The following is a 26,538-nucleotide window of genomic DNA, read 5'->3' as shown; positions in this document are numbered from 1 at the left end:
CCCGATCATACTTAAAAACTTCTTCTATTTTTGATTAGTAAAACCAAGCAACAAACGGTTTTGCACCGAATAACCTATACATAAGTATTACATATTTCTTCTGTACTGCCCGCCAACCTCAAACAAGGCTTGGGTAATTTGCCCCAAGGTGCAGTATTTGGTAACCTCCATTAAGGTTTCAAAAATATTACGGTTATCAATGGCCGCTTCCTGCAAATCTGCCAATAACTTTTTTGAGATATCCTGTCTCATGGCGTGTAAGTTTTCCAGGCTTTGTATTTGTTGTTGCTTTTCCGCATCGGTAGCCCGTATAACTTCAGTAGGCATTATACTGGGTGACCCCTTGGAACTAAGAAATGTATTCACCCCAATGATTGGAATTGCCCCATTGTGCTTAAGGGTTTCATAATGCAGACTTTCCTCCTGTATCTTGGACCGTTGATACATCGTTTCCATTGCTCCCAACACTCCACCCCTTTCTGTAATACGATCAAACTCCAGCAATACGGCCTCTTCTACCAAATCTGTTAATTCTTCAATAATAAAAGATCCTTGTATGGGATTTTCATTTTTTGTTAGCCCCAATTCCTTGTTAATAATCAGCTGTATTGCCATTGCTCTACGCACAGATTCCTCTGTTGGGGTTGTTATTGCTTCGTCATAGGCATTGGTATGAAGGGAATTACAATTGTCATATACGGCATACAGCGCCTGTAAGGTGGTTCTAATATCATTAAAATCTATTTCTTGGGCATGTAAACTCCGGCCAGAGGTCTGGATATGGTATTTTAATAATTGTGCCCTGGTATCTGCTCCATATCTCCCCTTCAAGGCCTTGGCCCAAACTCTTCGCGCCACCCTTCCTATAACGGCATATTCTGCATCAATACCATTAGAGAAGAAAAAAGAAAGATTCGGACCAAATTCATTGATGTCCATCCCCCTACTTAAATAGTACTCCACATAAGTAAAGCCATTGGCCAAAGTAAAAGCCAATTGTGTAATGGGATTGGCCCCTGCTTCGGCTATATGATAACCCGAAATAGATACCGAATAAAAATTACGGACATTATTACGAATAAAATACTCCTGTACATCCCCCATTAAACGCAGTGCAAATTCCGTAGAAAATATACAGGTGTTCTGGGCTTGATCTTCCTTAAGGATATCTGCCTGTACTGTTCCCCTAACCATATTTAGGGTCTTTTTCCTAATTGCTTCATATTCTGCTCGGCTCAAAACCTCATCCCCGCTAACACCCAGTAGCATTAGGCCGAGTCCGTTGTTGCCTTTGGGCAACTCCCCATTATATTCAGGCCTTGGAATCCCCAATTCCTTATAAAGATGGGCAATTTTTTGTTCTACCTCTTCTTCCAAGCCATTCTCTACGATGTATTTTTCACAATTTTGATCAATTGCCGCATTCATAAAATAACCCAATAACATGGGAGCTGGACCGTTTATGGTCATACTTACCGATGTAGATGGACTTGACAAATCAAATCCGGAATACAATTTCTTTAAATCGTCCAAACAGCAAATAGACACCCCGGCATTTCCAATTTTACCAAAGATATCCGGCCTATGACCGGGATCATGGCCATAAAGGGTTACCGAATCAAAAGCAGTGGACAACCGCTTGGCAGCTGTTCCGATACTAACATAATGAAAACGCCTATTTGTACGCTCTGGACCACCTTCACCGGCAAACATCCTGGTAGGATCTTCCTCTGTTCGCTTAAAAGGATAGAGTCCGGCCGTAAAAGGAAACTCCCCAGGAACATTCTCCTGCCCAACCCACCTTAAGATATCTCCCCAAGCCTTGTATCGTGGCAGTGTTATTTTAGGAATATTCAACTGGGACAAGGACTTAAAATGTGTAGCCATTTCAATCTGCTTCCCTCGTACCTTAAAGTCATACATTGGCTCCCTATACCGCGCAATCTTATCTTCCCAATCCAGAATTATTTCCCAATTATGTGGAGTCAATCCCTTTTTCTGGGCTGCAAACTCCTTGATTAACAAAGACAGTAATTCCTTCTTCTCCTCTCGTTTCGTTGACTCCAACAAAGTGCTTTCCTCCAATCCATCTCGCGAAAAGTAGCGACTAAAATCAGTGGTTTGATCCAGGCCGGCAACGCTTTGGATAGTTTTAAACAGACCATATAACCGCTGTGCTACTTCGGCCTGTTCCACAACCTCCTTATCATAAGCCCGATTATTCTCGGCTATCTCTGATAAATAACGTATACGTGCAGGAGGAATAATATGCACTTTAGCCGTTTCGTTAAACCTTTTCTTAGAAGGCCTCTCTAAAGCTGCTCCCGTTTTGTTCACCAATTCCTGGATTAGCAATCCATACAAACAATTCATGCCCGGGTCGTTAAATTGGGAAGCAATGGTTCCTATTACCGGTAAATCGTCCTGATCTACCTCCCAAAGCCCATTATTTCTAACGAATTGTTTTTTTACATCCCTTAAAGCATCTAACGCTCCCCTTTTATCAAACTTATTAAGGGCCACTACATCCGCAAAATCCAGCATATCAATTTTTTCCAATTGGGAGGCGGCTCCAAATTCAGGTGTCATTACGTACAGTGATAGATCGCTATGCTCTATTATCTCGGTATCGGCCTGCCCAATTCCAGATGTTTCCAAAATGATTAAATCGTACCCCGCTACCTTCAATACCTTTATAGCTTCATCAACGTATTTAGACAATGACAAATTGGATTGTCGTGTTGCCAATGACCTCATATAAACCCTGGCATCATTAATGGCGTTCATACGAATACGATCGCCAAGCAGGGCTCCCCCAGTCTTTCTTTTGGACGGATCTACCGATACAATCCCTAATGTTTTATCGGGAAAATCTACCAAAAACCTTCTCACCAATTCATCTACCAAACTAGATTTTCCCGCCCCCCCAGTACCGGTTACCCCAAGTACTGGCACTAAGTTTTCATTCCAGTTTACTTTGGAAAGAACTGCAGCAAATTCCTCTTCACTATTCTCCGCCATGGTAATCAACCTTGCAATACCTCCTACTTCCTTCATTCTTAAAGACTGCATAAGCTCCTTGTGGCTCTGGTCATTGTACCCCAAAACAGAAAAATCACTTTGGCGCACCAAATCATTTACCATACCCTGCAATCCCAATGTCCTACCATCATCAGGAGAATATATTCTAGTTATACCATAATCCATCAATTCCTGTATCTCATGGGGAAGGATAACCCCTCCACCACCACCAAAGATTTTGACATGTCCAGCTCCACGTTCCAGCAACAGATCGTGCATATATTTAAAATATTCCATATGCCCTCCCTGATAAGAAGTAATGGCAATAGCATTGACATCTTCCTGAATAGCACAATCCACCACCTCCAAAACACTCCTATCATGTCCCAAATGAATGACCTCTACTCCGGTAGACTGAATAATACGTCGCATCATATTAATAGCCACATCATGCCCATCAAAAAGTGCGGCCGCCGTAACTATACGGACCTTATTGTTGGGGATATAAGGTGATTTTGGTTTCATACTTACTTATTTTAACCCGATAGTGCCTATGAGCTGCATCAATTGCCAACATTTCTCCTCCGCCAGTATCATGTAAGAAGACTCAATGAATGCCTACCCTTAAATGTATAGACAAAAAAAGGGCGATTATATGAATGCAATTTAACAAAATCGTAAAAATAACAGGTGCTAAATAAGAATTTTATAAAAATATGATACATACAAGGTGCTTCATTCCTAAAATCCTAATTTTACAGTAAAAAATAACTGCACTTTGAAAACAACCATATTAATCAATTGTCCAGACCAATCAGGGATAATAAGCTCCGTAACTGGTTTTATCCACCGCAAGGGCGGAAATATTATTTATATAGACCAGCATGTAGATAAGGAAGCCGGGGTCTTCTTTATGAGATTGGAAAGCGATTTTGAAAAGAATATACCTGCAGTCCAGAATTTAAAACAGCAATTCCAGGAAGAATTGGCTCAATCCTACCAAATGAAATGGAGCTTACATCTGGGTTCTACCAAGCCTAAAATGGCACTGTTCGTCTCCAAATATAATCATTGCCTATACGACTTATTGAGCAGATTCAACTCTGGTGAGCTGGAAGTAGACATTCCCTTTATCCTAAGCAACCATAGCGACTTGGAATATGTTGCCAAACAGTTTGATATTCCCTATTACCATATACCGGTAACCAAAGACACCAAGGTTGAAGCCGAAAACCGCCAACTGGCCCTGCTTAAAGAATACAACATAGATTTTATAGTTTTGGCACGATACATGCAGATTATTACCAAAAAGATCATTGACCATTTCCCCAACAAAATCATTAATATACACCATTCCTTTCTACCTGCTTTTGCCGGCGCCAAGCCTTACCACGCAGCATTTGAAAGAGGGGTAAAGATTATTGGTGCCACAAGCCACTATGTAACCGAAGAACTCGATGCAGGGCCTATTATTGAACAGGATGTAACCACCGTTACCCACGCCCACAGCATCAAGGATTTTATAACCAAGGGACGGGATTTGGAGAAAATAGTACTCTCGAGAGCAGTAAAACTTCATATCAGAAGAAAAACCATGGTTTACAACAACAAGACCGTAATTTTCTCATAAACAAGGCCTAAAAAGCCGTTATAACTACTTAAAACAAAGCGATGAAAAAAATTTTATTAGGCCTAATTCTATTTCAATTTGCTGGATGTACCCAATTACAGCAGGTTGTAAACCAGTTACCTCAGGGGGGAGCAATTAGCAATACCGAAATTGCGCAAGGATTGCGGGAAGCATTGGAAATGGGAATCCAAAAACAGGTCAGCAAACTTACAGAGCCGGACGGTTATTTAAAGAACGAACTGGTAAAGATCACCCTGCCCGAAGAACTGCAGAAGGTAGACAAAACCCTAAGGGATATTGGGTTATCCAGCTTAGCCGACGAAGGCTTAAAAATATTGAACAGGGCAGCCGAAGACGCCGTGGGCGAAGCAACACCTATTTTTGTTAATGCCGTAAAAGGAATTACATTTGAAGATGCCAAAAATATTCTTTTGGGAGCAGACAATGCTGCAACCCAATACCTTACCCAGGCCACAGAAGAGGAACTCTATCAAAAATTTAACCCTGTAATCAAAAATTCTTTTGATAAAGTAGGTGCAGATCAGATCTGGAGCAACCTCATCACCAAATACAATAACCTTCCTCTAACCAAGAAGGTAAACCCAGACCTAACAGACTATGTTACCCAAGAGGCCCTAAAGGGTGTTTATACCATGATAGCGATAGAGGAAAAAGAAATTAGAACCCAGGTATCATCTCGAACTTCGGACATCTTAAGAAAAGTTTTTGCGCTACAGGATTAAGAATCTATATATCACACCTAATTTTCACAATAAATCCTAAACAAATTCGTTAGCTTTATACAGAGGTCATACAACTATTGACCTATTTCTTTAAAAAAAACAAGATAATAGAATTAGAGTTAGTATTTTTTGAGTTAGTTAGATTATAAAAACCGGTGGGAGCACCGGTTTTTTAATGTCATACCATTAAATTTTTATTGTTGCTTTAATACCCTTTTAGAAAGGGATACCTCTTCACAAAGGCTATTTTGCCAAGAGATAGCTAATTACGGTATCATTAAAAAAATGAGGCCGCTCTACATTTACCACATGTCCGCAATTTTCTACCACTACCAAACGGGAGCTTTTATGATCCTTTACTAATTTTTGCACCGTAGGTAAAAACAGATAATCTTCCTCTCCCATTACGTACAAGGTGGGAATAGCCACATCTACTGCTCTAAAAAAACGGAGCAAGGGATTAATTTCGGAGGTTAGCCTAAACCATCGGATAAACTCTTTTTGGTAGAGTTTCTTGGCCTCACGAACGAAGAGCAGTCGAGACTCCTTATGGTTTTTGTTGGGCATGATAACAAAGGCGAAAAATTTGTACAACCACAAATAGGGGACTACCGACTTTAGAGCAACCCCAAGCTTTATCAATAGCTGAGACCTAAGATTTAGTTTCATTATGGCCCCTCCCATTATCATACTTTCCACTCTATGGGAGTGCTTCTCGGCCAGGTTACGTATTAAAATGGTCCCAAGGGATATTCCCACAAAATGTGATTTATCAATTTTCTCATAATTGATCACTTCAAGAATATCATCGGTAATTCTATCAAAAGTATATCTTTCCTTAAAGGCATCAGTGAGAAGAGGCTTGGAATTGCCATGTCCCCTAAGGTCCAAAAGCAGTACGTTAAAATGTTTTTTAAACTCCCTTAATTGCTTGTACCATATGGTAGAACTACCTCCTGCCCCATGCACAAAAGTCACCCATTTATCCGATGACCGATGACGATGTGTATTATAGCTTATCAATATGCATTTTTTATAAAAGTAGCATTATTTATTTTATCCATTGTTTCTCCCTAAATCCCAAAACATGTCCCCAGCTTTAACTCAAGGTTAAAAAATAGACAAATTACCTGATTATTAGACCAATAGACTACCCAAAACACTCCCTGACCCATCTTTATCGCTATATTTGTTATCAAAAAAAAGTATGAAAAATCAATATTGCAAAGTGGGTACTGTAACAACTATGACCATAGACACCAATGAACTGGGCCTATTAAAACGTCAATATCAAAATTTCATGGACAAGGCTTCCAATTTCAGGTGTTCAGATACTAGACTAGCGGAGTTTTTTGAACTGAAGGCTATGAAAATTGATAAAATTCTAAAAGGCAAAATGCAGTAAAAGGTCTAACTTCTTCTAAGCTCCAAACTCATTTCCTCTTGCAGTTCTTTTGCTTTTTCTGCGGCAGCCTCTGCAAAATGCCTATCGTTCGATGCATAAATAATCCCCCTGGAGGAGTTTACCAATAACCCTACATCCTTATTCATTCCGTATTCACATACTTCCTTTAAGTTACCTCCCTGTGCCCCTACTCCCGGCACCAATAAAAAACTATTTGGAACAATATTGCGAATCTCAGCCAGGAAGGATGCCTTGGTGGCCCCTACGACATACATTAAATTTTCCGCATTCCTATAAGATTTAGAAGTCTCCAATACCTGTTTGTAAAGTTCTTTCCCTTCTACCTTTTTTGTTTGATAGTCAAAGGCCCCCTTATTGGAGGTCAGGGCCAATAATATGGTGTGCTTGTCCTTAAACTCCAAAAAAGGTTCTACAGAATCCCTACCCATATATGGTGCTATAGTAACAGAATCGAAGCCCATTTCCTCAAAAAATGCCTTAGCATACCGGGTAGAGGTATTTCCTATGTCTCCGCGTTTGGCATCGGCAATGGTAAATATCTCTGGGTAATTCGCATTGATATAGTTAATGGTTTTTTCCAAAGCCTGCCAACCTTTTATACCATAGGCCTCATAAAAGGCGGTATTGGGCTTATAGGCAACACATAAATGCTGTGTAGCGTCTATAATAGCCTTATTGAAGGCAAAAATAGGATCTTCTTCTTTTAATAAATGCTTTGGAATCTTTTCCAAATCGGTATCCAATCCAATACACAAAAAAGATTCCTTTTTACGAATCTGTTCTACTAAAAAACGGCTGGTCATAGGTCTTAAAATGTCTCAGAGGCTTCTTTTAATTTCTCCGTATTCTCCACCAGACTAAGTTCGTCTATAATACGTTGAATATCTCCATTAATAATATTTTGAAGATCATAGAGGGTCAATCCAATCCTATGGTCCGTTACCCTACCTTGCGGGTAATTATAAGTCCTAATTTTGGCAGAACGGTCTCCACTGCTCACCTGCGAATTTCGCTTGGCCGCATCTTCTTCCTGTTTTTTTGCCAGTTCCAAATCATACAGACGGGAACGTAACACCCTAAAGGCTTTTTCCTTGTTTTTGTGCTGTGATTTCTGATCTTGACACTGGGCCACCAATCCCGTTGGCACATGCGTTAAACGCACGGCAGAGTAGGTTGTATTCACAGATTGCCCTCCTGGTCCTGAAGAACAGAAAAAATCGATACGAACATCCTTTGGATCTATCTGCACATCAAAATCCTCGGCTTCGGGAAGTACCATTACAGTAGCAGCACTGGTATGCACCCTACCCTGGGTTTCGGTCTGTGGTACACGCTGTACCCTGTGCACTCCTGCCTCAAACTTTAGCGTCCCGTAAACATCTTCTCCGGTAACCTCAAACTGGATTTCCTTATATCCGCCACTTGTTCCTTCGCTTAGATCTATCACATTGGTTTTCCACCCTTTGGATTCACAATACTTGGTATACATCCTAAACAGGTCTCCTGCAAAAATACTGGCCTCGTCACCACCGGTACCGGCCCGAACCTCAACCACCACGTTTTTTGCATCCTCAGGATCCTTGGGAATCAACATAAATTTGATCTCTTCCTCCAATTTTGGAAGTTTTTCCTTGGCCTCTTCCAGCTGCATCTTGGCCATTTCTACCATTTCGGCATCACTTCCATCTGCCAATATCTCCTCTGCCTCGGCAATATTATTGGTCAACTCCAAATAAAGCGCCCTTTTATCCACAAGCTGCTTCAAATCCTTGTATTCCTTATTTAAGGCCACATACCTCTTCTGATCGGCAATTATACCTGGTTGGATAATAAGATCGGAAACCTCATCAAAACGCTGCTTAACTATATTTAATTTATCTATCATATACAATCTACACTTGGACTGCGAATTTACGATAAATTTGTACATTTAAGCATATCCTTTTCAATAGATGAATTCAATTTTCTATTTTATAACCTATCAATTGAACACACTCTTTGCCTAGGACTATATATCAACAACCTTACTTTTTTACCATTACCCTTCTCTTTTAAAAGAAGGTTCAATCAATAACAAACATGACATAAACCAGGGTTCTTAACCCCTAATTCCATTGCTTATAACAATAACCATCTCTCATTTCCAGGTAAAAAAGCGATTTACCTTCTAGCTAAACTCTTGCCCACCCAGAGCTGTACTTTTCGTTTGCAGCATTGATGTTTAGATGAAAACAATTAGTGAATGTTTTGCATAATTACAACTTATAAAACAGGCAGTTTTCCGCTCAAAGCAAATTAAAAAAGGGTCCTATAGGGTATTTTCGAGTATTTAATCAGGTTTTTTAGCAGAATCCCTGGAAGAAGTAACTGCAATGCAGTTTTAAAAAAGAACGCCAACACCTGTTGCCTAATTGAATAATATACCACTGCTTTTGTGCATTGTATTGCTGCTATCAACAATGATGGCCTCAGTTCCCTGTAATTGATTAATGAGCGCCATACCAGAATCTACGCCGAGCACAAAAATGGCAGTAGCCAAGGCATCCGACAATTCGGCCGTTTTAGAAAAAACAGATACACTATTTATCCCCGCGGTAGGGTTTCCGGTACGGGGATCTAGTATATGGGAATATTTTTTTCCCTCAAAGGAGATATATTTATCGTAACTATCAGAAGTAGCCACGGAGGATTCCAAAACCGGCAGCCACGAAAATATCTTATCCTTGCCATGGGGGTTGGCTATACCTATCAACCATTTCTCTCCTGTAGCCTTGGTCCCCCAAGTGGTTAGATCTCCCCCTGCATTGATTACCCCACCTCGCACCTGCTTTTCTACCATTAGGGCTTTTGCCTTGTCGGCCGCATATCCTTTACCAATTGCACCCAAACCAATCTTCATTCCTTTGAGCTTCAAGAATACGGTGTGCTGTTCCTCATTGAGAACAATCTTCCTATAACCCACCTTGGCTACGGATTTTATCAACTGCTCTTGGGTGGGCCGGTATTTCATACTCCCGTCAAATTTCCAAATATTGTCCATCCCAGCAAAGGTAATATCAAAGGCCCCACTGGTTATCTCTGATATCTGATTGGCTCGATCTATAAGTTTAAAAAGCTCCACACTTACTTTTACGGGTTTAATCCCTGCATACTTGTTTACCTGGGAAACTTCTGACTCTTCATCCCATGAAGATATTATCTTTTCAATTCTTTTTATTTCAGAAACTGCCTCCTCAATATTTATATAACCAATTTCTTCATTGTCAGCTACTACGCTAATATCAAAACTGTCGCCCATTAAATGTACGGTACGCTGAACGGTAACAAACTTCTTTTCTTGGGCAGACCCAACAAGAGCTGTAAAAAACCACAATAGTATCACTAACAGCCTCAACTTATTACCGATTTAAATATTAATTTAGTAGTACTTTTATTAGAAACAGTCACTTTGGAAGACCTTAATTTTTCTTCGCAAAACGCATTGCACATCATGGCAACGCTGTAAGACAAAACCAATGACAACCAAAACAACAAACCAAAGCTGTAGCCTACCATTGAACAGAACATACACAATAAGACAGCGAAGATCATAATGGATAAAGGAATTGGAGGATAATTCATTTTACGCAACAACTTTAATAGATAGGATTATTCAAATACTCGAAGAATCTGTCCGTTCAACTCCGTTTTAAATATTTTTAAGGGTTTGGCAGGAGTACTGCCCACCTGATTTAACGGAGTACCATCTTGGGCGAAGCGTGAATTATGCACAGAACATTCAAATATACCCCCATCTTCTTGCTGAAACCGAACTTGATCATAGCCCTCATGACTACAAATCTGGCTCGCCGCTACAAAATTACCTTCGAGGTTTTTGACCACCACCACGTCGTTTTTTAAGATAAAATCCCCGTTGTTCTTTAGCTTGGCCCCTTCTTCCGAATCCAGATCAATGGTAAAGTCCACTCCCGATGGCTCCTCTTTAATATCTCCATCCGCTTTATCTTTTGAACAACCACCTACACAGGGAAACACCAACGCAAATGCCGCTCCGCTTCCTAGTGTTCTTAAAAACTGCTTTCTTTCCATTACGAAGACTTTTAATAGAACAACGCAGAAATAAGAGTATTCGTATACCTTAATATACAAAGGTCCCGAACTCACTATCAATTGTGAGTTTTTTAACATCGCTCTCCTCTACTCTACCAACAATTTGGGCAGGCACGCCAAAACTTTCGGAAATAGCAATGAGATCCTTGGCAATTGATGGCTTTACGTAGAGCTCCAGTCTATGTCCACAGTTGAACACTTGGTACATTTCTTTCCAATCGGTCCCAGATTGCTCCTGAATTAACTTAAACAATGGCGGAACAGGGAATAGTTTATCCTTAACCACATGGAGATTATCTATAAAGTGAAGTATTTTGGTTTGGGCACCCCCGCTACAGTGGACCATTCCATGAATGTCCTTACTATTGTACTTACTCAATATTTTCTTTACGATAGGTGCATAGGTCCTTGTGGGCGACAATACCAATTTACCGGCATCCAAGGGTGCATTGGGCACCTCATCGGTCAACTTAACATTGCCGGAATATACAAGATCTTCAGGAACGGCGGCATCATAACTTTCCGGGTATTTTCCTGCCAAATATTTGGAGAACACATCGTGCCGGGCAGAGGTGAGTCCGTTACTGCCCATGCCACCGTTGTATTCCTTCTCATAACTTGCCTGCCCAGAGGAAGCCAGGCCTACAATGACATCACCGGCCTCTATATTCGCATTGTCTATAACATCACTTCTCTTTAGCCTTGCTGTTACCGTGGAATCTACAATAATAGTACGTACCAAATCCCCCACATCTGCCGTTTCCCCTCCAGTGGACCTAATGGTAATCCCGTGTTTTTCCAAATCGGAAATTAATTCCTCTGTGCCATTTATTATGGCTGAAATCACCTCCCCGGGTATTAAATTTTTATTCCTACCAATAGTAGAGGACAGCATAATATTATTGGTGGCACCAACACATATCAAATCGTCCACGTTCATGATTAAGGCATCCTGTGCAATCCCCTTCCAAACCGAAACATCCCCGGTCTCCTTCCAATACATATAGGCCAATGAGGATTTTGTCCCGGCCCCATCCGCGTGCATCACTAAACAGTACTTCTCGTCATTGGTCAAATAATCGGGCACTATTTTGCAAAATGCCTTTGGAAACAAGCCCTTATCAATATTTTTAATGGCATTGTGTACGTCTTCCTTGGACGCGGAAACCCCTCTTTGGTCGTATCTTTTACTATTGGATGAGCTCATGATTATAAATTTGGGACAAAAATAGAAGAATCCACAAAAAAAAGCCCACATTTTATGGGCTTTTAATTAAGAATTTATGAGCGTACATTTATTTAATGAACAATAATTCCCTGTATTTTGACAATGGCCAATACTCATTCCCTATTAATTGCTCCAATTTATCGCAATGGTAACGGATCTGATCAAAATATGGCCGCACATGATCACAATAGGCCAGTGCCTTTTTGTTGATGTCTACCATATTGTTCGCCTTCTTTCTTTCTTCCACCATGGCATCGGTCTTTATCTTTATATCGCGAATGTGCTCGGAGATACGCTCTACTATATCCAATTGACTTTCGGACATTTTTTTATGGGCTGCACCATATACCTCCTTTAAGCCCATAACATTTTTTATCAATTTATTCTGATAGGCCACTGCCGCAGGAATAACATATCCATAGGCGAGCTCGGTAAAGACCCTGCCTTCTATTTGAATATGGGAAACATATTCTTCCAATTCTACCTCCTGACGCACCCTTACCTCAATCTCGCTCATCACGTTCATGGATTTAAAAAGTGCCAGACTCTCCTTGGATGTAAGTACTCTCAATGCCTGTGGGGTATTTTTATTATTGCTCAGCCCTCTGGACTTTGCTTCGTTCTCCCATGCCTCACTATACCCATCTCCCTCAAACCTTATTCTCTTACAGGTCTTAATATACTCTCTAAGGACATTAAAAATAGCCTCATCCTTTTTCAGCCCCTTTTTATCTACCAACTGATCTACCTCTTTCTTAAAAGACAACAATTGTTTGGCCATTATGGTATTTAGAACAGTCATGGGCTTGGCACAATTGGCCTTGGATCCCACTCCCCTCATTTCAAACTTATTGCCGGTAAACGCAAAGGGGGAGGTACGATTACGATCGGTATTGTCCAATAAAATTTCCGGGATCTTACCTACCACATTCAACTTTAATTCTGTTTTTTCCTCAGGAGATAATTTACCTTTGGACACCCCCTCCAGTTCGTTAAGCACCTCGTTCAGTTGCTCTCCAATAAAAATTGATAGAATGGCAGGTGGAGCCTCATTGGCCCCCAACCTATGGTCATTGCTGGCCGAGGCTATAGAGGAGCGCAACAACTCCTCATAATTATCCACTGCCTTGATGGTGTTTACAAAAAAGGTTAAAAACTGCAAGTTCTTCATAGGGGTAGAACCGGGACTTAAAAGATTTACCCCGGTATCAGTGGACAGCGACCAGTTATTATGTTTCCCGGAACCGTTGATTCCGGCAAAGGGTTTTTCATGAAACAACACCTTAAAATGGTGTTTGTCCGCTATCTTCTCCATAACATCCATAAGCAATAGATTGTGATCTACCGCCAAGTTGGTCTCTTCAAATATAGGGGCCAGTTCAAACTGATTTGGAGCCACTTCATTATGTCTTGTTTTCACCGGTATACCCAGTTTGGTACATTCATTTTCCAAATCCTTCATAAAATTCAGTACCCGCCCCGGTATCACTCCAAAGTAATGATCATCCAATTGTTGACCCTTTGCTGCAGAGTGACCTATCAATGTCCTGCCGGTCAAACTTATGTCGGGCCTCGATAAAGCCAGGGATTTATCTATTAAAAAGTACTCCTGCTCCCACCCCAAAGTGGCGTAGACCTTGGATACGTTTTTATCAAAGTATTTTGCCACAGCGGTGGCCGCATCGTCTACCGCACCCAATGCTCTCAACAAAGGAGCCTTATTATCCAATGCCTCACCCGTATAAGCCACAAATACTGTTGGGATACACAGCGTGGTGCCGTATAAAAAAGCGGGCGATGTTGGATCCCAGGCCGTATAACCTCTAGCCTCAAAGGTATTCCTGATACCCCCATTGGGAAAACTGGAAGCATCTGACTCCTGTTGTACCAACTGTCCACCTCCAAATTTCTCCATTAGGCGTCCTTCAGGAGAAAAATCAAAGAACGCATCGTGTTTTTCCGCGGTAGATCCCGTAAGTGGCTGAAACCAATGTGTATAGTGGGTAGCCCCCATAGAAATGGCCCAAGTCTTCATCCCCTCCGCTACCTGGTCTGCCACTTTCCTATCTATTTTAGCCCCTGAGACCACAGCGGCCTTTACCCGATCATAAGCCTCCTTAGTTAGATATTGCAGCATACGCTCTTCATTAAAAACGTTCACTCCAAAATATTCGGAACGCCTTCCTGCTTCCTCAACCTCAACACTACTTCTTATATGGCTGTTTTCTATGGCCTTAAATCTTTGATTAGACATAAACTCTAGTTTTTTTTCACAAAAATAACAATTCGTCAAAATAATCAGCATAAAATAACTTTTTAATAAAGAACCCCAAAAAAAACAGGGGGGTCAAAAAAAATAATGTCATTTTAAGCGATTTACCCGTCAAAAAATAGACTATGTGCGGAAAATTATTATTTTTGTCCTCGTTAATAATAAAATCAACAATACATATTATGAGCAAGTCTAAATTAGAATACATTTGGCTAGATGGGTATGAGCCCACACAGAACATGAGAAGTAAAACAAAGGTCGAGGAAGATTTCAGTGGTAAACTGGAAGATTGTCCAATTTGGTCTTTTGATGGAAGTTCAACTCGTCAAGCTGAAGGTGGAGACTCTGATTGTGTCCTAAAACCTGTAGCCATATATCCAGATCCACACCGTGTAAATGGTTATTTGGTAATGACCGAGGTTATGAATGCCGATGGTACTCCACACGTATCCAACGCAAGGGCCACAATTGAAGATGAGGATAATGATTTCTGGTTTGGATTTGAACAAGAATATTTCATTATGGACACTAGAACGGGATTACCTTTGGGCTTCCCAAGAGGTGGTTACCCTAAGCCGCAGGGAATGTACTATTGCTCTGTTGGAGGTCTTAACACCCACGGACGTGACTTGGTAGAGGAGCACGCTGATGCTTGTATCGCTGCCGGACTTAACTTTGAAGGTATTAACCAGGAAGTAGCATGTGGACAGTGGGAATTCCAATTGTTCGCCAAGGGAGCCAAAAAAGCTGGTGATGAGATTTGGGTAGCTAGATATTTATTGGACAGATTGACCGAAAAACACGGTTATTACATAGAATACCACCCAAAACCATTAGGTGATACTGATTGGAATGGTTCTGGTATGCACGCTAACTTCTCCAACACTACATTAAGAACTTGTGGGTCTAGAGAAGTTTACGAAAAAATATGTGAGGCTTTCCGCCCTGTAGTTAAAGAACATATTGCCGTTTACGGAGAGTTTAACGACCAACGTTTAACCGGTAACCATGAAACAGCTTCTATAGACGACTTTAGTTATGGTATTTCCGACAGGGGTGCCTCTATTAGAATTCCGATCATTACAGTTCAAAAAGGCTGGAAAGGTTGGTTGGAAGACAGAAGACCAGCTTCTAACGGTGACCCGTACAAAATTGCAGGAAGAATTGTTAAAACCGTTAAATCGGTAGAAGTATAAAAAGTAGATAAAAATAATTGTTGATTATTTTTACTGACCGTTCCTTTTTTAATTAAAAGGGGCGGTTTTTTTTTAGGCGCCACCTATTTATGATTGTAATAGGTTTTATAAGATGGGTATTAATTTAGAATTCACAAATGTCTAATTTAGATACCCAATTTACCTACGGATATAATGGTGGACAGCTTAAGCCCCCTCCAAAATAAGCAGGAGACCCATTATCGGAACTATGTAGGTTGACGCAACAAAGAAACGGCCTATTTTTTATCCAAATCGCACTCAACTTTTGGGTTTGATCCCTTTTTTATTACCCAATTCAGGAAGACACCTTTCCAGTCCGTAATTGCATTTATCTCAATATACAGTCGGTTCCAACATAAAATCTACCAGAAAACACCTATTATCTCTATCATTCCCTTTACCACTAAGATTTGGCTTATCTAAATTCTTTAGACACTAAGTGATCGTTAAATACACAAAGGAAACATAGATCCCTAAGAGAACGACCCCGTCCCTCCAACCAAGACGAAGTCCCTTGGGCAAAAACACCAATGGCAAAATCAAAAAAGATACGCCCAGCATCCAAAAAATATCATTTGTCAATAGACCTTGATCCAATACTTTTATAGGGGTCACCATAGCGGTAATACCCAAAACAGCCAAGAGGTTAAAGATATTGGAGCCAATTAGGTTCCCAAGGGATATAGCTTTCTCTTTTTTTAGAACAGCAATAATGGAAGCTGCCAATTCTGGTATACTGGTCCCAATAGACACTACGGTAACGGCAATTACCCTATCGCTCACACCATAGAAAGTCGCCAATCCTACCGCTCCTTTTATCAATAATTCCGAACCGCCCCACAAGGACAATCCCCCTATTCCCAGATAAAGAACAGTTTTGTACAATGGCAGGGGCACATCGTCTTCGGGCATTTCATCAACCACGGCAGATTTTTGAAAGCGCAAGAGATATACCAAGAAAAAGAATAGCACCAGGACCATAATAAATCCTTCATATCGCTGAATTTCCCCATCAAAATAAATAAATCCAAAAAACAACAGGGAAGCCAACATCATAACTGGCCAGTCCGTTGTATAAAACCCGGACCTAACATTTATACTGCCTAAAATAATGGTAATGGCCAACACCAGCCCCAAGTTGGCTATGTTGGACCCAACTACATTGCCAAGTGCCAAATCAGGAAAACCCTCCAAGGCCGCGTTAACACTCACAATCAACTCCGGAGCCGACGTAGCAAAGGATACTACCGTCATCCCTATAACAATTTTGGGAATGCTCAGCTTCATCGACAAGGCAACAGCTGCCTTTAAAAGCCAATTACCCCCTACAATCAATAAAACAAGTCCAAGTACAATAAAAAGTATATCCAACATCAATTTGTTTTCCGACAAATATAACCAAGAATAGGACTTTTTTCACCCTTATTCCCAACTGCAAAAATCTATAACTTAAATACGCCCCTGCAATCCAACGCTCTCGTATAAAAGAATATGATTAGCGCAAAATATCATAAGAGCTCAAAATCAAACTTTAGCGCCACAAAAACTATTACAAGTAGGAAATCCCTTTCCAAACCTCCCGTAAAACCAAGCTTAATAGCTCCTGTAAAAATAGAGTCCTGCCCTAATGGTATATATTATTAAATTGTATCTTTGGGCGCATGAATTTAGAAATCACCAAGGCACTTAAGGCGTTATTGAGCGAACCACAAAAAATAGTAATCATACCGCACAAAAATCCAGATGGGGATGCCATAGGCTCCACATTGGGATTGTGGCACTATTTAAGGGGTATTGGCCAGGAAGCCCAAATTATTGTTCCCAACGATTTTCCCAAATTTCTAAAATGGATGCCATCCAGTGATCAGATCATTAATTTTGAATGGGATACAACTAAGGCAAAGGCCCTTATAAAGCAAGCTACTGTAATCTTTACATTAGATTTTAATCATTTGGGACGCATCGGACAACTACAACCACTATTGGAAGAGGCCCAGGCTAAATTTGTAATGATAGACCATCATCAGGCGCCTGCCGATTATGCAGAAATCACTTACTCTGACGTAAGCATGAGTTCTACTTGTGAAATGGTATACAATGTTATAGAGGGCCTAGAAGGTACGGATCATATTACACCAGACCTTGCCATTTCCCTTTACACCGGAATAATGACCGATACCGGATCTTTTAAGTATGCCTCTACCACTAGCCGCACCCATAAGGTTGTAGCACAATTAATTGAAAAAGGAGCAAAAAACACAAAGGCCCATAATAAGGTCTACGACACCAACACCCCTAGCAGACTACATCTATTGGGCTGTGCTTTAAAGAACATGGTAATCATGGAAGATTTTGCTACAGCCTATATCACCTTATCACAAGAGGAGCTGGATACCTACCAATACAAAAAGGGGGATACGGAAGGATTTGTTAATTACGGCCTCACCCTGGACGGAATTGTTTTTGCCGTCATTTTTATAGAAAACAAGGAAGAAGGCATAATTAAAATTTCCTTTAGATCGGAGGGGGATTTTTCTGTCAATGAATTTGCCCGTGCCCATTTTAATGGAGGCGGACATACCAATGCCGCAGGAGGTAGAAGTGAACTCCCCATGGCAGAAACGGTAGCATTGTTCAAATCACTGCTAGCAAATTATAAAGACCACCTAAAAGCATGAAACAACTTTTATTCTTTATCCTAAGCGTTGTTCTAATAGGCTGTCAGGAACCACAAGCAAGAAGACCAGTAGAGGTGAAAACGGGAAGTGTTCTAAAGAAATCCGTAGAACGCAACAAAGAGCTCTTGGCCCAAGAAGAACAGCTGATGTTGAACATTATATCAAACGACTCCCTGAACGAGTATTTCCACAGTGGCGGTGGCTCATGGTACCATTATATAAAACGGAACGAGGAAGCCGATTATTATCCACAGACAGACGACTTGGTAACCCTGCAGTACAATATAATGACCTTCAACAACGACACTATTTATTCTAAGGAAGATATTGGTATTATTACTTACAAGGTGGACAAACAAAGTCTTTTTCCCGGTTTGCGCAACAGTGTAAAACTTTTAAAAGAGAATGAAACCGCCACCTTTTTATTTCCTTCATCCTTAGCATTCGGCTATCATGGAGACGATAATAAAATAGGGATCAATGTGCCTATTAAATCTACTATTACCGTAATAAAGATAGATAAACAATAAGAAAACAATCCAAATTAAACTTAAGTACAATGAAGAGAATTTATGTATTATTCGCCGTCATATCAATAGCTTTTACCAGCTGCAAGTCTGGCAAACATGCCGATTTGGGCGATGGCCTTTTCGCAGATATCAATACCACCAAAGGTGATATCGTTCTAAAATTGGAGTACAAAAAAACACCTTTGACCGTGGCCAATTTTGTCTCCCTTGCGGAAGGTGAAAACCCTTTTGTAACCGACAGCCTAAAAGGAAAAAAATATTATGATGGCATAATCTTCCATAGGGTCATTAAGGATTTTATGATTCAAGGAGGAGACCCCACAGGTACAGGAAGTGGTAATCCTGGATACAAATTCAAGGATGAATTCCACGACTCCCTTACCCACCATAAAGCTGGTATTTTATCTATGGCCAATGCCGGACCTACCACCAATGGAAGTCAATTTTTTATCACCCACAAGGAAACCCCTTTCCTAAACGGAAGACACACTGTTTTTGGAGAGGTTGTTCAAGGAATGGACGTGGTGGACAGCATAGCCAATGTTGAAACTGCAGAGGGCGATAGACCTGTTGAGGACGTGGTAATGAACAAGGTAGACATCATAAGAAATGGTAAAGAGGCCAGGAAATTTGATGCGGTTCAGATAATGAGCGATTATTTTGCAGAGGAAGAAGAACGCACCAAGGCTATGGAAAAAATGAAAACGGATTTTGTTTCGGAAATTTCCGCTCAGGAAGACGAGGCCACAGAACTTCCTTCAGGCTTAAAAATCCTTCGCCTAAAAGAAGGTGAAGGAGAACAACCCAAGATTGGCCAAAAAGTAAACGTGCTTTACGCCGGATATTTATCGGATGGATCTCTTTTTGATAGCAATTATGAAGATATTGCCAAGAAATACGGAGCATACAACGAAGCCAGAAAACAAGGGCGCGGCTACGAAGCAGTCCCCATGGATTATAGTCCAGAGGCAAGAATTATCCCTGGCTTTAAAGAAGGCCTTATGGAGATGAAGGTTGGCGACAAGGTACGATTGTTTATTCCGTCTCATTTGGGTTATGGAGAATCCGGATATGGTCCAATTCCTCCCAACTCAAAACTAGTCTTCGATTTGGAAATTACCGGTATAGCCCAGTAGTCTGGCCTATTGCCCAATAGACATAAAAAGCAACCGTCCCCAAAAAGTTCTCTGATAAACAGAGCCTTTTGGGGACGGTTTTTTTTGTATGTTTTAGATAGCTTATCCGTTGTTTATATAATTCAATGCCCATTGGCAAGAATACAAACTAACATTTTGGAGTAACCGGAAGTCCAACCCTAGAGCAGGTACAAGTAAGCATTTTACCAGTTCTGCGATTTAAGCTGTAAGGTGGCCTTAAGAATATCTTTCTGGGAAATTTGACCTACCAGCTTACCATTTTCCACTATAGGGAAACGTCTTCTTTTTTCGTTCAAAAACTTATTGGCAGCATCAAAGATATTCATATTGCCATCTATGGTCTCTACATTCTTTATCATATGCCCCTCTACGGTCAAATTGGAACTCGGTAGGTTGTGATACCTATTTTCACTTATATGCTTTATACAATCGCCCTCCGAGATAATCCCAACCAGCTCATTGTTATTGTTCACAACAGGACCACCAGAAATCTTGTATTTTAACAAGGCTACGATAACCTCTTCAACAGATTGTTCCGGTTTAAAAGTAATTAGTTTTTTGGTCATATAATCCTTAACCCTTAGAGGCGGCTCTTCGTTGGATTGTTTTACCCTTGGTCCCCGAAAACTTTTGATCCCCATAGCACATTAATTTTATCCCTTCTTTAAATATAAGAAAATTTAGCGCTATTCCCAAAAAAAAACGGGAGGTCCCAAAGACCATAAAACATTGTACAAAAGCACTATATTCACCAAGAAAAATGCATACTTGGGCAATAGTCAACACATAACAGGCAGCTTAGCCCTTTACCGGTGTTTCTTCCAATACCTTTAAAATGAATTTCCAAAATTTTTGCAATGATGATATGCTGGCACGCTCATCTGGGGAATGGGCTCCCTTTATAGTGGGACCAAAACTTATCATGTCTACCTCTGGGTAATTCTGTCCAAGTATACCACATTCCAAACCGGCATGACAGGCCACTACATTGGGCTGTTCCTTAAACAGTTCAACGTACTTGGCTTGCAAAACCTTGAGCACCTCGGAATCTGGATTTGGCTGCCACCCAGGGTAGTCCCCACTTAATGAAACCTCATAACCGGCCTCCTCAAAATTTTCCTTGAGCTTATTGGCCAGTTCATTTTTTCCCGCTTCTACCGAAGACCTCGTGAGACAGGCTATTTTAATAGTTCCATTTTTCACTTCTACCCTAGCAATATTGTTAGAGGTCTCTACCAAGTCCTCCATGGCCTTGCTCATGGCATACACTCCGTTGTGAGCATTTTTAATGGCCAACAACAAAGCATTCTGGGCTTCGGTCTGCATGAGTGACACCGGAACGGACAAAGGTGTGGCCTCTATACTTAGCTTAGGTTCCACAGCACTAAAATCTGCCTTTAAATTCTTTGACCAAGCCTGGAACAGTTCCATAAATTTATCAGACTCCGCACTCTTTAGCGCCACCAAGGCAACACTTTCCCGTGGGATGGCATTTCTTAATCCGCCTCCATCAATTTCTATGACCCCAAGATTAACCCGCTCCTGCCCTAACAGCAACAAATTGTTCATAATCTTATTGGCATTACCAAGACCCTTGTGAATATCCATTCCGCTATGTCCTCCAGACAATCCCTTAACAGCAATTTGGTAGGTAGTATATCCTGTATCATGGGCAACCTGATTGTAAGTACCCCTGGCCGTTATATCTATACCCCCTGCGCAACCTATATCAATTTCGTCATCTTCCTCAGTATCCAAATTCAATAGAATTTCACCTTGCAATACCCCCCCCTGGAGTCCTTTGGCACCTGTCATGCCTGTTTCTTCATCTATGGTAAACAATGCCTCCAATGGAGGGTGCGGTATCTCCTTGCTCTCCAAAAGTGCCATAATCGTTGCCACACCTAGGCCATTGTCGGCTCCCAATGTGGTTCCCTTTGCCCGTACCCAATCCCCATCAACAAACATTTCTATGCCCTGGGTGCTAAAATCAAAAACGGTATCCGCATTTTTTTGATGTACCATATCCAAATGGGACTGTAGAATAACAGTCTTTCTACTCTCCATTCCCCTACTTGCCGGTTTTTTAATAATTACATTACCAACCAAATCCTTGGAGACCTCCAAGCCTAAGCCCCTTCCAAAGTCTAACATAAATTGTATAACCTTTTCCTCATGCTTTGATGGCCTTGGCACTGCGTTTAAATCTGCAAATTTGTTCCAAATTTCCTTGGGCTCTAAATCCCTTATTTCCTCATTCATATATTTACTTTAAGGTTCAAAAATACAGATAGAAAAATAACCTTGCTAGATTATTGATTATTTTTGGCCCGATGAACAACAAAATAAAAAATGCCATTGCCCTTTCACTACTTCCACAGGTAATTTTGGTGAAGTGGCTGGGGAGTTATCCAGAATTAATAGAAGCCTATTACAGCAAGGGGATCTATCCCTTTATTTCCGGTATCTGGCGTTCCGCTTTGGGATGGGTGCCATTCTCTGTAGGCGATATCATCTACGGCCTGCTGATAATTTTAGGAATAAGGTATTTGGTAGTGTACAGAAAAGACATTAAACAAAAACCCCTAGGTTTTCTAAGGGATGTTATAATGATATTATCTGTAGCCTATTTTACGTTTAATCTAATGTGGGGACTAAACTACTACCGTGAGCCCTTGGCCAAAACCTTGGAAATAAAAGGATCGCAAAATGAGCAAGACTTAGTTAAACTAGTAGGCCAACTAGTCCAAAAAACCAACGAAACCCAATTTGAAATCACCCGTGACAGTAGCCAATTAGTTCAAGTCCCTTATAGCAAAAAAGAAATTTTGGACCGTACTATTGATGGTTATGCGTCCCTTGAAAAACAGTTTCCATTGTTCAGTTATAAACGGCCAAGCCTAAAGAAATCCCTTTTTAGCACAGCACTGACCTATATGGGGTATGGCGGATATTTAAACCCATTTACCAATGAGGCCCAAGCCAATAGCCGTCTGCCAAAGTTTAGGTTCCCGGTTATATGCGGGCATGAAATAGGGCATCAATTAGGGTTTTCTGCCGAAAATGAAACCAACTTCATAGGATATTTGGTTACCGTAAACAATGAGGATATTTATTTCAAATACTCTGCCTATGCCTACGCCCTTAGCTACTGCCTTAATGAGCTGGCAAGACGGGATAAGACCGTTTTTAGGGAAGAATACAACAAACTTAATCCTGGGGTACAAAAAAATTATAAGGAAGTGGCCAATTTCTGGGAGGCACACGCAAACCCCATGGAACCCGTTTTTAAAGCTATATTCAATTCCTTCTTAAAGGCCAATAACCAAAAAGAAGGAATAAAAAGCTACAATGCCGTGGTATCGTTATTGATAAACTACTACCAAAAAAACCCACTCTAAATAAGGATCCCTCAAAATTAACAAGCATAAATAAATTATCCCAAATATAGCGGCAGTACAATTATTCGCATTGCATTAATACCCATACAGGCTCAAAAAAAACTGTGCTTGGTGGGTATTAATTTTTGGAAATACTATTTTTAGCCCCTATTAAGAACGAACATTATTAAAATCTATGAGAATACCATTTTTACTACTCCTCACTTTTCTGTGCTGTATATCCTTAAGTGCACAGGAATACTTCCCAAAAAACGATGGAGTAAAAGCAGAAAACAACAATTTTACCGCGTTAATAAATGCGAAGATCTACGTAACACCAACGGAAATATTGGATGGGGGAACCTTACTCATTCAAAATGGCAAAGTGGTAAAGACAGGCAAATCCTTATCACTCCCAGAAAACACAGTTGTTGTTGATCTTACCGGAAAAACCATATACCCTTCCTTCATCGACATATATTCCGATTTTGGGGTGGAAAAGCCCAAGAGAACATCCTCTTCCGGACGTTCTGCCCAATACGGCCCCTCTAGGGAAGGCTTTTATTGGAACGACCATATTATGCCCGAAAACAATGCCATTTCCAAGTTTAAATACGATAGTAAAAAAGCAAAGGAATTACGGGATCTAGGATTTGGAGTCATCAACACCCATATACAAGACGGAATAGCCAGGGGCACCGGAGCATTAATTGCTTTGAACGATAAGGGCTTGGATGCCGATAGGGTTTTGGCCGATAAATCGGCACAGTACTTTTCATTGACCAAAAGTGTAGCGAAAAGACAGGCCTACCCTACATCCCTAATGGGAGCATTGGCCCTATTACGGCAAATGTACTATGATTCGGACTGGTATGCCAAAGGCAAGGTGGACACCAAAGACCGTTCTTTGGAAGCATTGAATGCCAACAAAAACCTCGTCCAAATATTTGAGGCCAGTGATAAAGACAATGTTTTGAGAGCTGATAAGATTGGTGATAAGTTTAATATTGACTACACCATACTGGCAGGTGGCAATGAATATGAAAATGTGGCCGATATCAAAGCCACCAATGCTACTTTGGTTGTTCCCATTAATTTTCCAGATCCTTATGATGTTTCCGCCCCCTATTTGGCAGAGCATATTAGTTTGGAAGATATGCGGTCTTGGAACCAAGCTCCTTTGAACCCAAAAGTTCTGGAAGAGAATAACATTACTTTTGGCCTAACCCTACACGGACTAAAAACCGCTTCCTCTTTTAAGAAAAACTTGTCCAAGGCTATACAATATGGCTTGTCCAAAACAAAAGCTTTGGAAGCCCTTACCACGGTTCCCGCCCAAATCTTGGGCAAATCCAATTTAATTGGATCACTAAAAAGTGGTAGTCAGGCCAATTTCCTTATTACATCTGGCGATATTTTCGACAACAAGACTGTGCTTTATGAAAATTGGGTACAGGGAAAACAACACCTTGTAAAGGACAAAGCCCTAACCGACATCCGTGGAGATTATAATTTAACGGCTGGAGGAAAAACCTATCAGCTATCCATAAAAGGGGAGCTTCACAAGCCCAAAGCAGCGGTCAAAGAAGGTGAGGACAAATTGAGTTCCAAAATAAAATATGAGCACAATTGGATGAACCTTTCATTTAACAATAAAGAAGGTGACAAAGTGTTCCGATTAACAGCCTTAGTTCCTCCTAGCCCAGACCAAATTAAAGGGAAACTCATTCTTCCCAATGGTACAGAAACTACCTTTAGCGCCGTAAAAGCCCAGGCTTTCTCCAAAAAGGAAAAAAATGAAACAGATAAAAAACCGGTTGTAGTCCCCGTAACCTATCCCAATATTGGTTATGGCTACAGCCAAGAACCGAAACAAGAAACCACATTATTCAAAGATGCCACGGTATGGACCAGTGAGGAAGAGGGCATTTTAGAGCATACCGATGTACTAGTTAAAAATGGTAAAATTGCCAAAATTGGGAAGGACCTTAGGGCTGCTGGAGCCACTATCGTCAATGCCACTGGCAAACACCTTACAGCTGGAATAATAGACGAACACACCCACATAGCAGCTTTGTCAATCAATGAATCCGGTCAGAATTCTTCGGCCGAGGTACAGATGGAGGACGTAGTAGACCCAGAACACATTGGAATTTATCGCAATCTGGCCGGTGGCGTAACTTCTGCCCAACTATTACACGGTTCTGCCAATCCTATTGGTGGGCAATCAGCAATCCTTAAACTTAAATGGGGCGCCAATGCAGATGAACTGATCTACAAGAACTCCCCAAAATTTATAAAATTTGCCCTAGGGGAGAATGTAAAACAATCCAATTGGAACAGTTATAGTAGGTTCCCCCAGACGAGGATGGGAGTGGAACAGACCTTTATAAACTATTTCCAACGTGCGAAAGAATATGACCTAAAGAAAAAAAGTGGAGAAGAATATAGACATGATGAAGAACTGGAGACCCTAGCAGAAATTATTAATGGAGAGCGCTTTATCAGCTGCCATTCCTATGTGCAGAGCGAAATTAATATGCTGATGAAAGTGGCCGAAAAATTTGATTTCAAGATCAACACCTTCACCCATATTTTGGAGGGCTACAAGGTGGCCGACAAAATGGCTGCCCATGGGGCGGGCGCATCCACCTTTAGCGATTGGTGGGCCTATAAATATGAAGTAAATGACGCCATTCCCTATAATGCCGCCATTATGCAGAGCCAAGGCATTACCGTTGCCATTAACAGTGATGATGCGGAGATGTCCAGAAGGTTAAACCAAGAAGCCGCCAAGACGGTCAAGTATGGTGGTATGACAGAGTTGGAGGCCTGGAAGATGGTTACCATAAACCCCGCTAAACTCTTGCATATAGATGACAGGGTGGGCAGCATAAGGGAAGGAAAGGATGCCGACCTTGTTTTATGGAGCGCCAACCCCCTATCAGTCTATGCCAAAGCGGAAAAAACCTTTATTGATGGAGCGGTTTATTTTGATCTTGAAAAGGACAAACAACAAAGGGAGGCCATAAAAAAAGAAAAGGCCCTTTTGATAAACCTTATGTTGCAAGAGAAAGACAAAGGTAGCCCTACACAGGAACCCAAGAAAAAAGACCAAGAACAACTTCATTGCGATAGTCTTTAAA

The 26,538-nt window shown here is 40.9% G+C and carries 20 protein-coding genes; 9 read left to right on the top strand and 11 right to left on the bottom strand.

Annotation, left to right across the window (positions count from 1 at the left end; translation table 11 throughout):
- Positions 1–87: 87 nt before the first annotated feature.
- The gene (locus tag EHW67_RS12740) at positions 88–3,546 is read right to left on the bottom strand and encodes a methylmalonyl-CoA mutase family protein (protein WP_126162775.1); all 3,459 of its coding nucleotides are present in this window, start codon (positions 3,544–3,546) and stop codon (positions 88–90) included.
- Between the two features lie 253 nt (positions 3,547–3,799).
- Here EHW67_RS12740 and purU point away from each other — a divergent pair, with 253 nt between their 5' ends.
- Positions 3,800–4,651 carry a formyltetrahydrofolate deformylase gene (gene purU, locus EHW67_RS12735; protein ID WP_126162774.1) on the top strand — a complete coding sequence of 284 codons (852 nt, stop codon included), beginning with the start codon at positions 3,800–3,802 and terminating at the stop codon, positions 4,649–4,651.
- A gap of 41 nt (positions 4,652–4,692) precedes the next feature.
- Positions 4,693–5,394: a DUF4197 domain-containing protein gene (locus tag EHW67_RS12730; protein ID WP_126162773.1), complete on the top strand. Its 702-nt coding sequence runs from the start codon at positions 4,693–4,695 to the stop codon at positions 5,392–5,394.
- 243 nt (positions 5,395–5,637) lie between these two features.
- Here EHW67_RS12730 and EHW67_RS12725 read toward each other — a convergent pair whose 3' ends face one another.
- Positions 5,638–6,417 carry an alpha/beta fold hydrolase gene (locus EHW67_RS12725; RefSeq protein WP_126162772.1) on the bottom strand — a complete coding sequence of 260 codons (780 nt, stop codon included), beginning with the start codon at positions 6,415–6,417 and terminating at the stop codon, positions 5,638–5,640.
- Positions 6,418–6,601: 184 nt separating this feature from the next.
- On the opposite strand from EHW67_RS12725, the gene EHW67_RS12720 reads away from it, so the two are divergent.
- Positions 6,602–6,799 (top strand): hypothetical protein, encoded by a 198-nt coding sequence (locus tag EHW67_RS12720; protein ID WP_126162771.1) that lies wholly within the window; start codon positions 6,602–6,604, stop codon positions 6,797–6,799.
- 5 nt (positions 6,800–6,804) lie between these two features.
- Here the strand turns inward: EHW67_RS12720 and pyrF are convergent, their stop codons facing one another.
- The 6 genes from pyrF to EHW67_RS12690 form a co-directional block, all read right to left on the bottom strand.
- Positions 6,805–7,623, bottom strand: coding sequence for an orotidine-5'-phosphate decarboxylase (gene pyrF, locus EHW67_RS12715; protein WP_126162770.1), 819 nt, complete (start codon positions 7,621–7,623; stop codon positions 6,805–6,807).
- 5 nt (positions 7,624–7,628) lie between these two features.
- A complete protein-coding gene (gene prfA, locus EHW67_RS12710; RefSeq protein ID WP_126162769.1) occupies positions 7,629–8,705 on the bottom strand; it encodes a peptide chain release factor 1 in 1,077 nt (358 codons plus the stop codon).
- Positions 8,706–9,227: 522 nt separating this feature from the next.
- A complete protein-coding gene (locus EHW67_RS12705) occupies positions 9,228–10,214 on the bottom strand; it encodes an FAD:protein FMN transferase (protein ID WP_238389921.1) in 987 nt (328 codons plus the stop codon).
- Positions 10,215–10,468: 254 nt separating this feature from the next.
- On the bottom strand, positions 10,469–10,909 hold the full coding sequence (locus EHW67_RS12700; protein WP_126162768.1) for a QcrA and Rieske domain-containing protein: 441 nt from the start codon (positions 10,907–10,909) through the stop codon (positions 10,469–10,471).
- A gap of 49 nt (positions 10,910–10,958) precedes the next feature.
- Positions 10,959–12,137 carry an AIR synthase related protein gene (locus tag EHW67_RS12695; RefSeq protein ID WP_126162767.1) on the bottom strand — a complete coding sequence of 393 codons (1,179 nt, stop codon included), beginning with the start codon at positions 12,135–12,137 and terminating at the stop codon, positions 10,959–10,961.
- Positions 12,138–12,225: 88 nt separating this feature from the next.
- A complete protein-coding gene (locus tag EHW67_RS12690; RefSeq protein WP_126162766.1) occupies positions 12,226–14,412 on the bottom strand; it encodes a glutamine synthetase III family protein in 2,187 nt (728 codons plus the stop codon).
- A 200-nt stretch (positions 14,413–14,612) separates the two neighbouring features.
- Here EHW67_RS12690 and EHW67_RS12685 point away from each other — a divergent pair, with 200 nt between their 5' ends.
- Positions 14,613–15,626 (top strand): glutamine synthetase beta-grasp domain-containing protein, encoded by a 1,014-nt coding sequence (locus EHW67_RS12685; RefSeq protein WP_126162765.1) that lies wholly within the window; start codon positions 14,613–14,615, stop codon positions 15,624–15,626.
- A gap of 456 nt (positions 15,627–16,082) precedes the next feature.
- Here EHW67_RS12685 and EHW67_RS12680 read toward each other — a convergent pair whose 3' ends face one another.
- On the bottom strand, positions 16,083–17,021 hold the full coding sequence (locus EHW67_RS12680; protein WP_126162764.1) for a calcium/sodium antiporter: 939 nt from the start codon (positions 17,019–17,021) through the stop codon (positions 16,083–16,085).
- A 287-nt stretch (positions 17,022–17,308) separates the two neighbouring features.
- Between EHW67_RS12680 and EHW67_RS12675 the strand changes: the two genes are divergently transcribed.
- The 3 genes from EHW67_RS12675 to EHW67_RS12665 are packed head-to-tail and all read left to right on the top strand — an operon-like array spanning position 17,309 to position 19,991.
- A complete protein-coding gene (locus EHW67_RS12675) occupies positions 17,309–18,325 on the top strand; it encodes a DHH family phosphoesterase (protein ID WP_126162763.1) in 1,017 nt (338 codons plus the stop codon).
- A complete protein-coding gene (gene gldI, locus EHW67_RS12670; RefSeq protein ID WP_126162762.1) occupies positions 18,322–18,855 on the top strand; it encodes a gliding motility-associated peptidyl-prolyl isomerase GldI in 534 nt (177 codons plus the stop codon). Before EHW67_RS12675 ends, gldI begins: the two co-directional genes overlap by 4 nt.
- Before the next feature lie 29 nt (positions 18,856–18,884).
- On the top strand, positions 18,885–19,991 hold the full coding sequence (locus EHW67_RS12665; RefSeq protein WP_126162761.1) for a peptidylprolyl isomerase: 1,107 nt from the start codon (positions 18,885–18,887) through the stop codon (positions 19,989–19,991).
- A 203-nt stretch (positions 19,992–20,194) separates the two neighbouring features.
- Here EHW67_RS12665 and EHW67_RS12660 read toward each other — a convergent pair whose 3' ends face one another.
- Both EHW67_RS12660 and EHW67_RS12655 read right to left on the bottom strand, forming a co-directional pair.
- The gene (locus EHW67_RS12660; RefSeq protein WP_126162760.1) at positions 20,195–20,653 is read right to left on the bottom strand and encodes a CBS domain-containing protein; all 459 of its coding nucleotides are present in this window, start codon (positions 20,651–20,653) and stop codon (positions 20,195–20,197) included.
- Between the two features lie 157 nt (positions 20,654–20,810).
- Entirely contained in the window at positions 20,811–22,274 is a 1,464-nt protein-coding gene (locus EHW67_RS12655) for an aminoacyl-histidine dipeptidase (RefSeq protein ID WP_126162759.1), read from the bottom strand.
- 71 nt (positions 22,275–22,345) lie between these two features.
- Between EHW67_RS12655 and EHW67_RS12650 the strand changes: the two genes are divergently transcribed.
- A complete protein-coding gene (locus EHW67_RS12650; RefSeq protein WP_126162758.1) occupies positions 22,346–23,413 on the top strand; it encodes a DUF3810 domain-containing protein in 1,068 nt (355 codons plus the stop codon).
- A 175-nt stretch (positions 23,414–23,588) separates the two neighbouring features.
- Entirely contained in the window at positions 23,589–26,537 is a 2,949-nt protein-coding gene (locus tag EHW67_RS12645) for an amidohydrolase family protein (RefSeq protein WP_126162757.1), read from the top strand.
- Position 26,538: the final 1 nt, after the last annotated feature.

Origin of the sequence: Arenibacter aquaticus, assembly GCF_003957295.1 — a bacterium.
Taxonomy (GTDB): Bacteria; Bacteroidota; Bacteroidia; order Flavobacteriales; family Flavobacteriaceae; genus Arenibacter; species Arenibacter aquaticus.
This window is presented reverse-complemented; position numbering and strand designations above follow the sequence as displayed.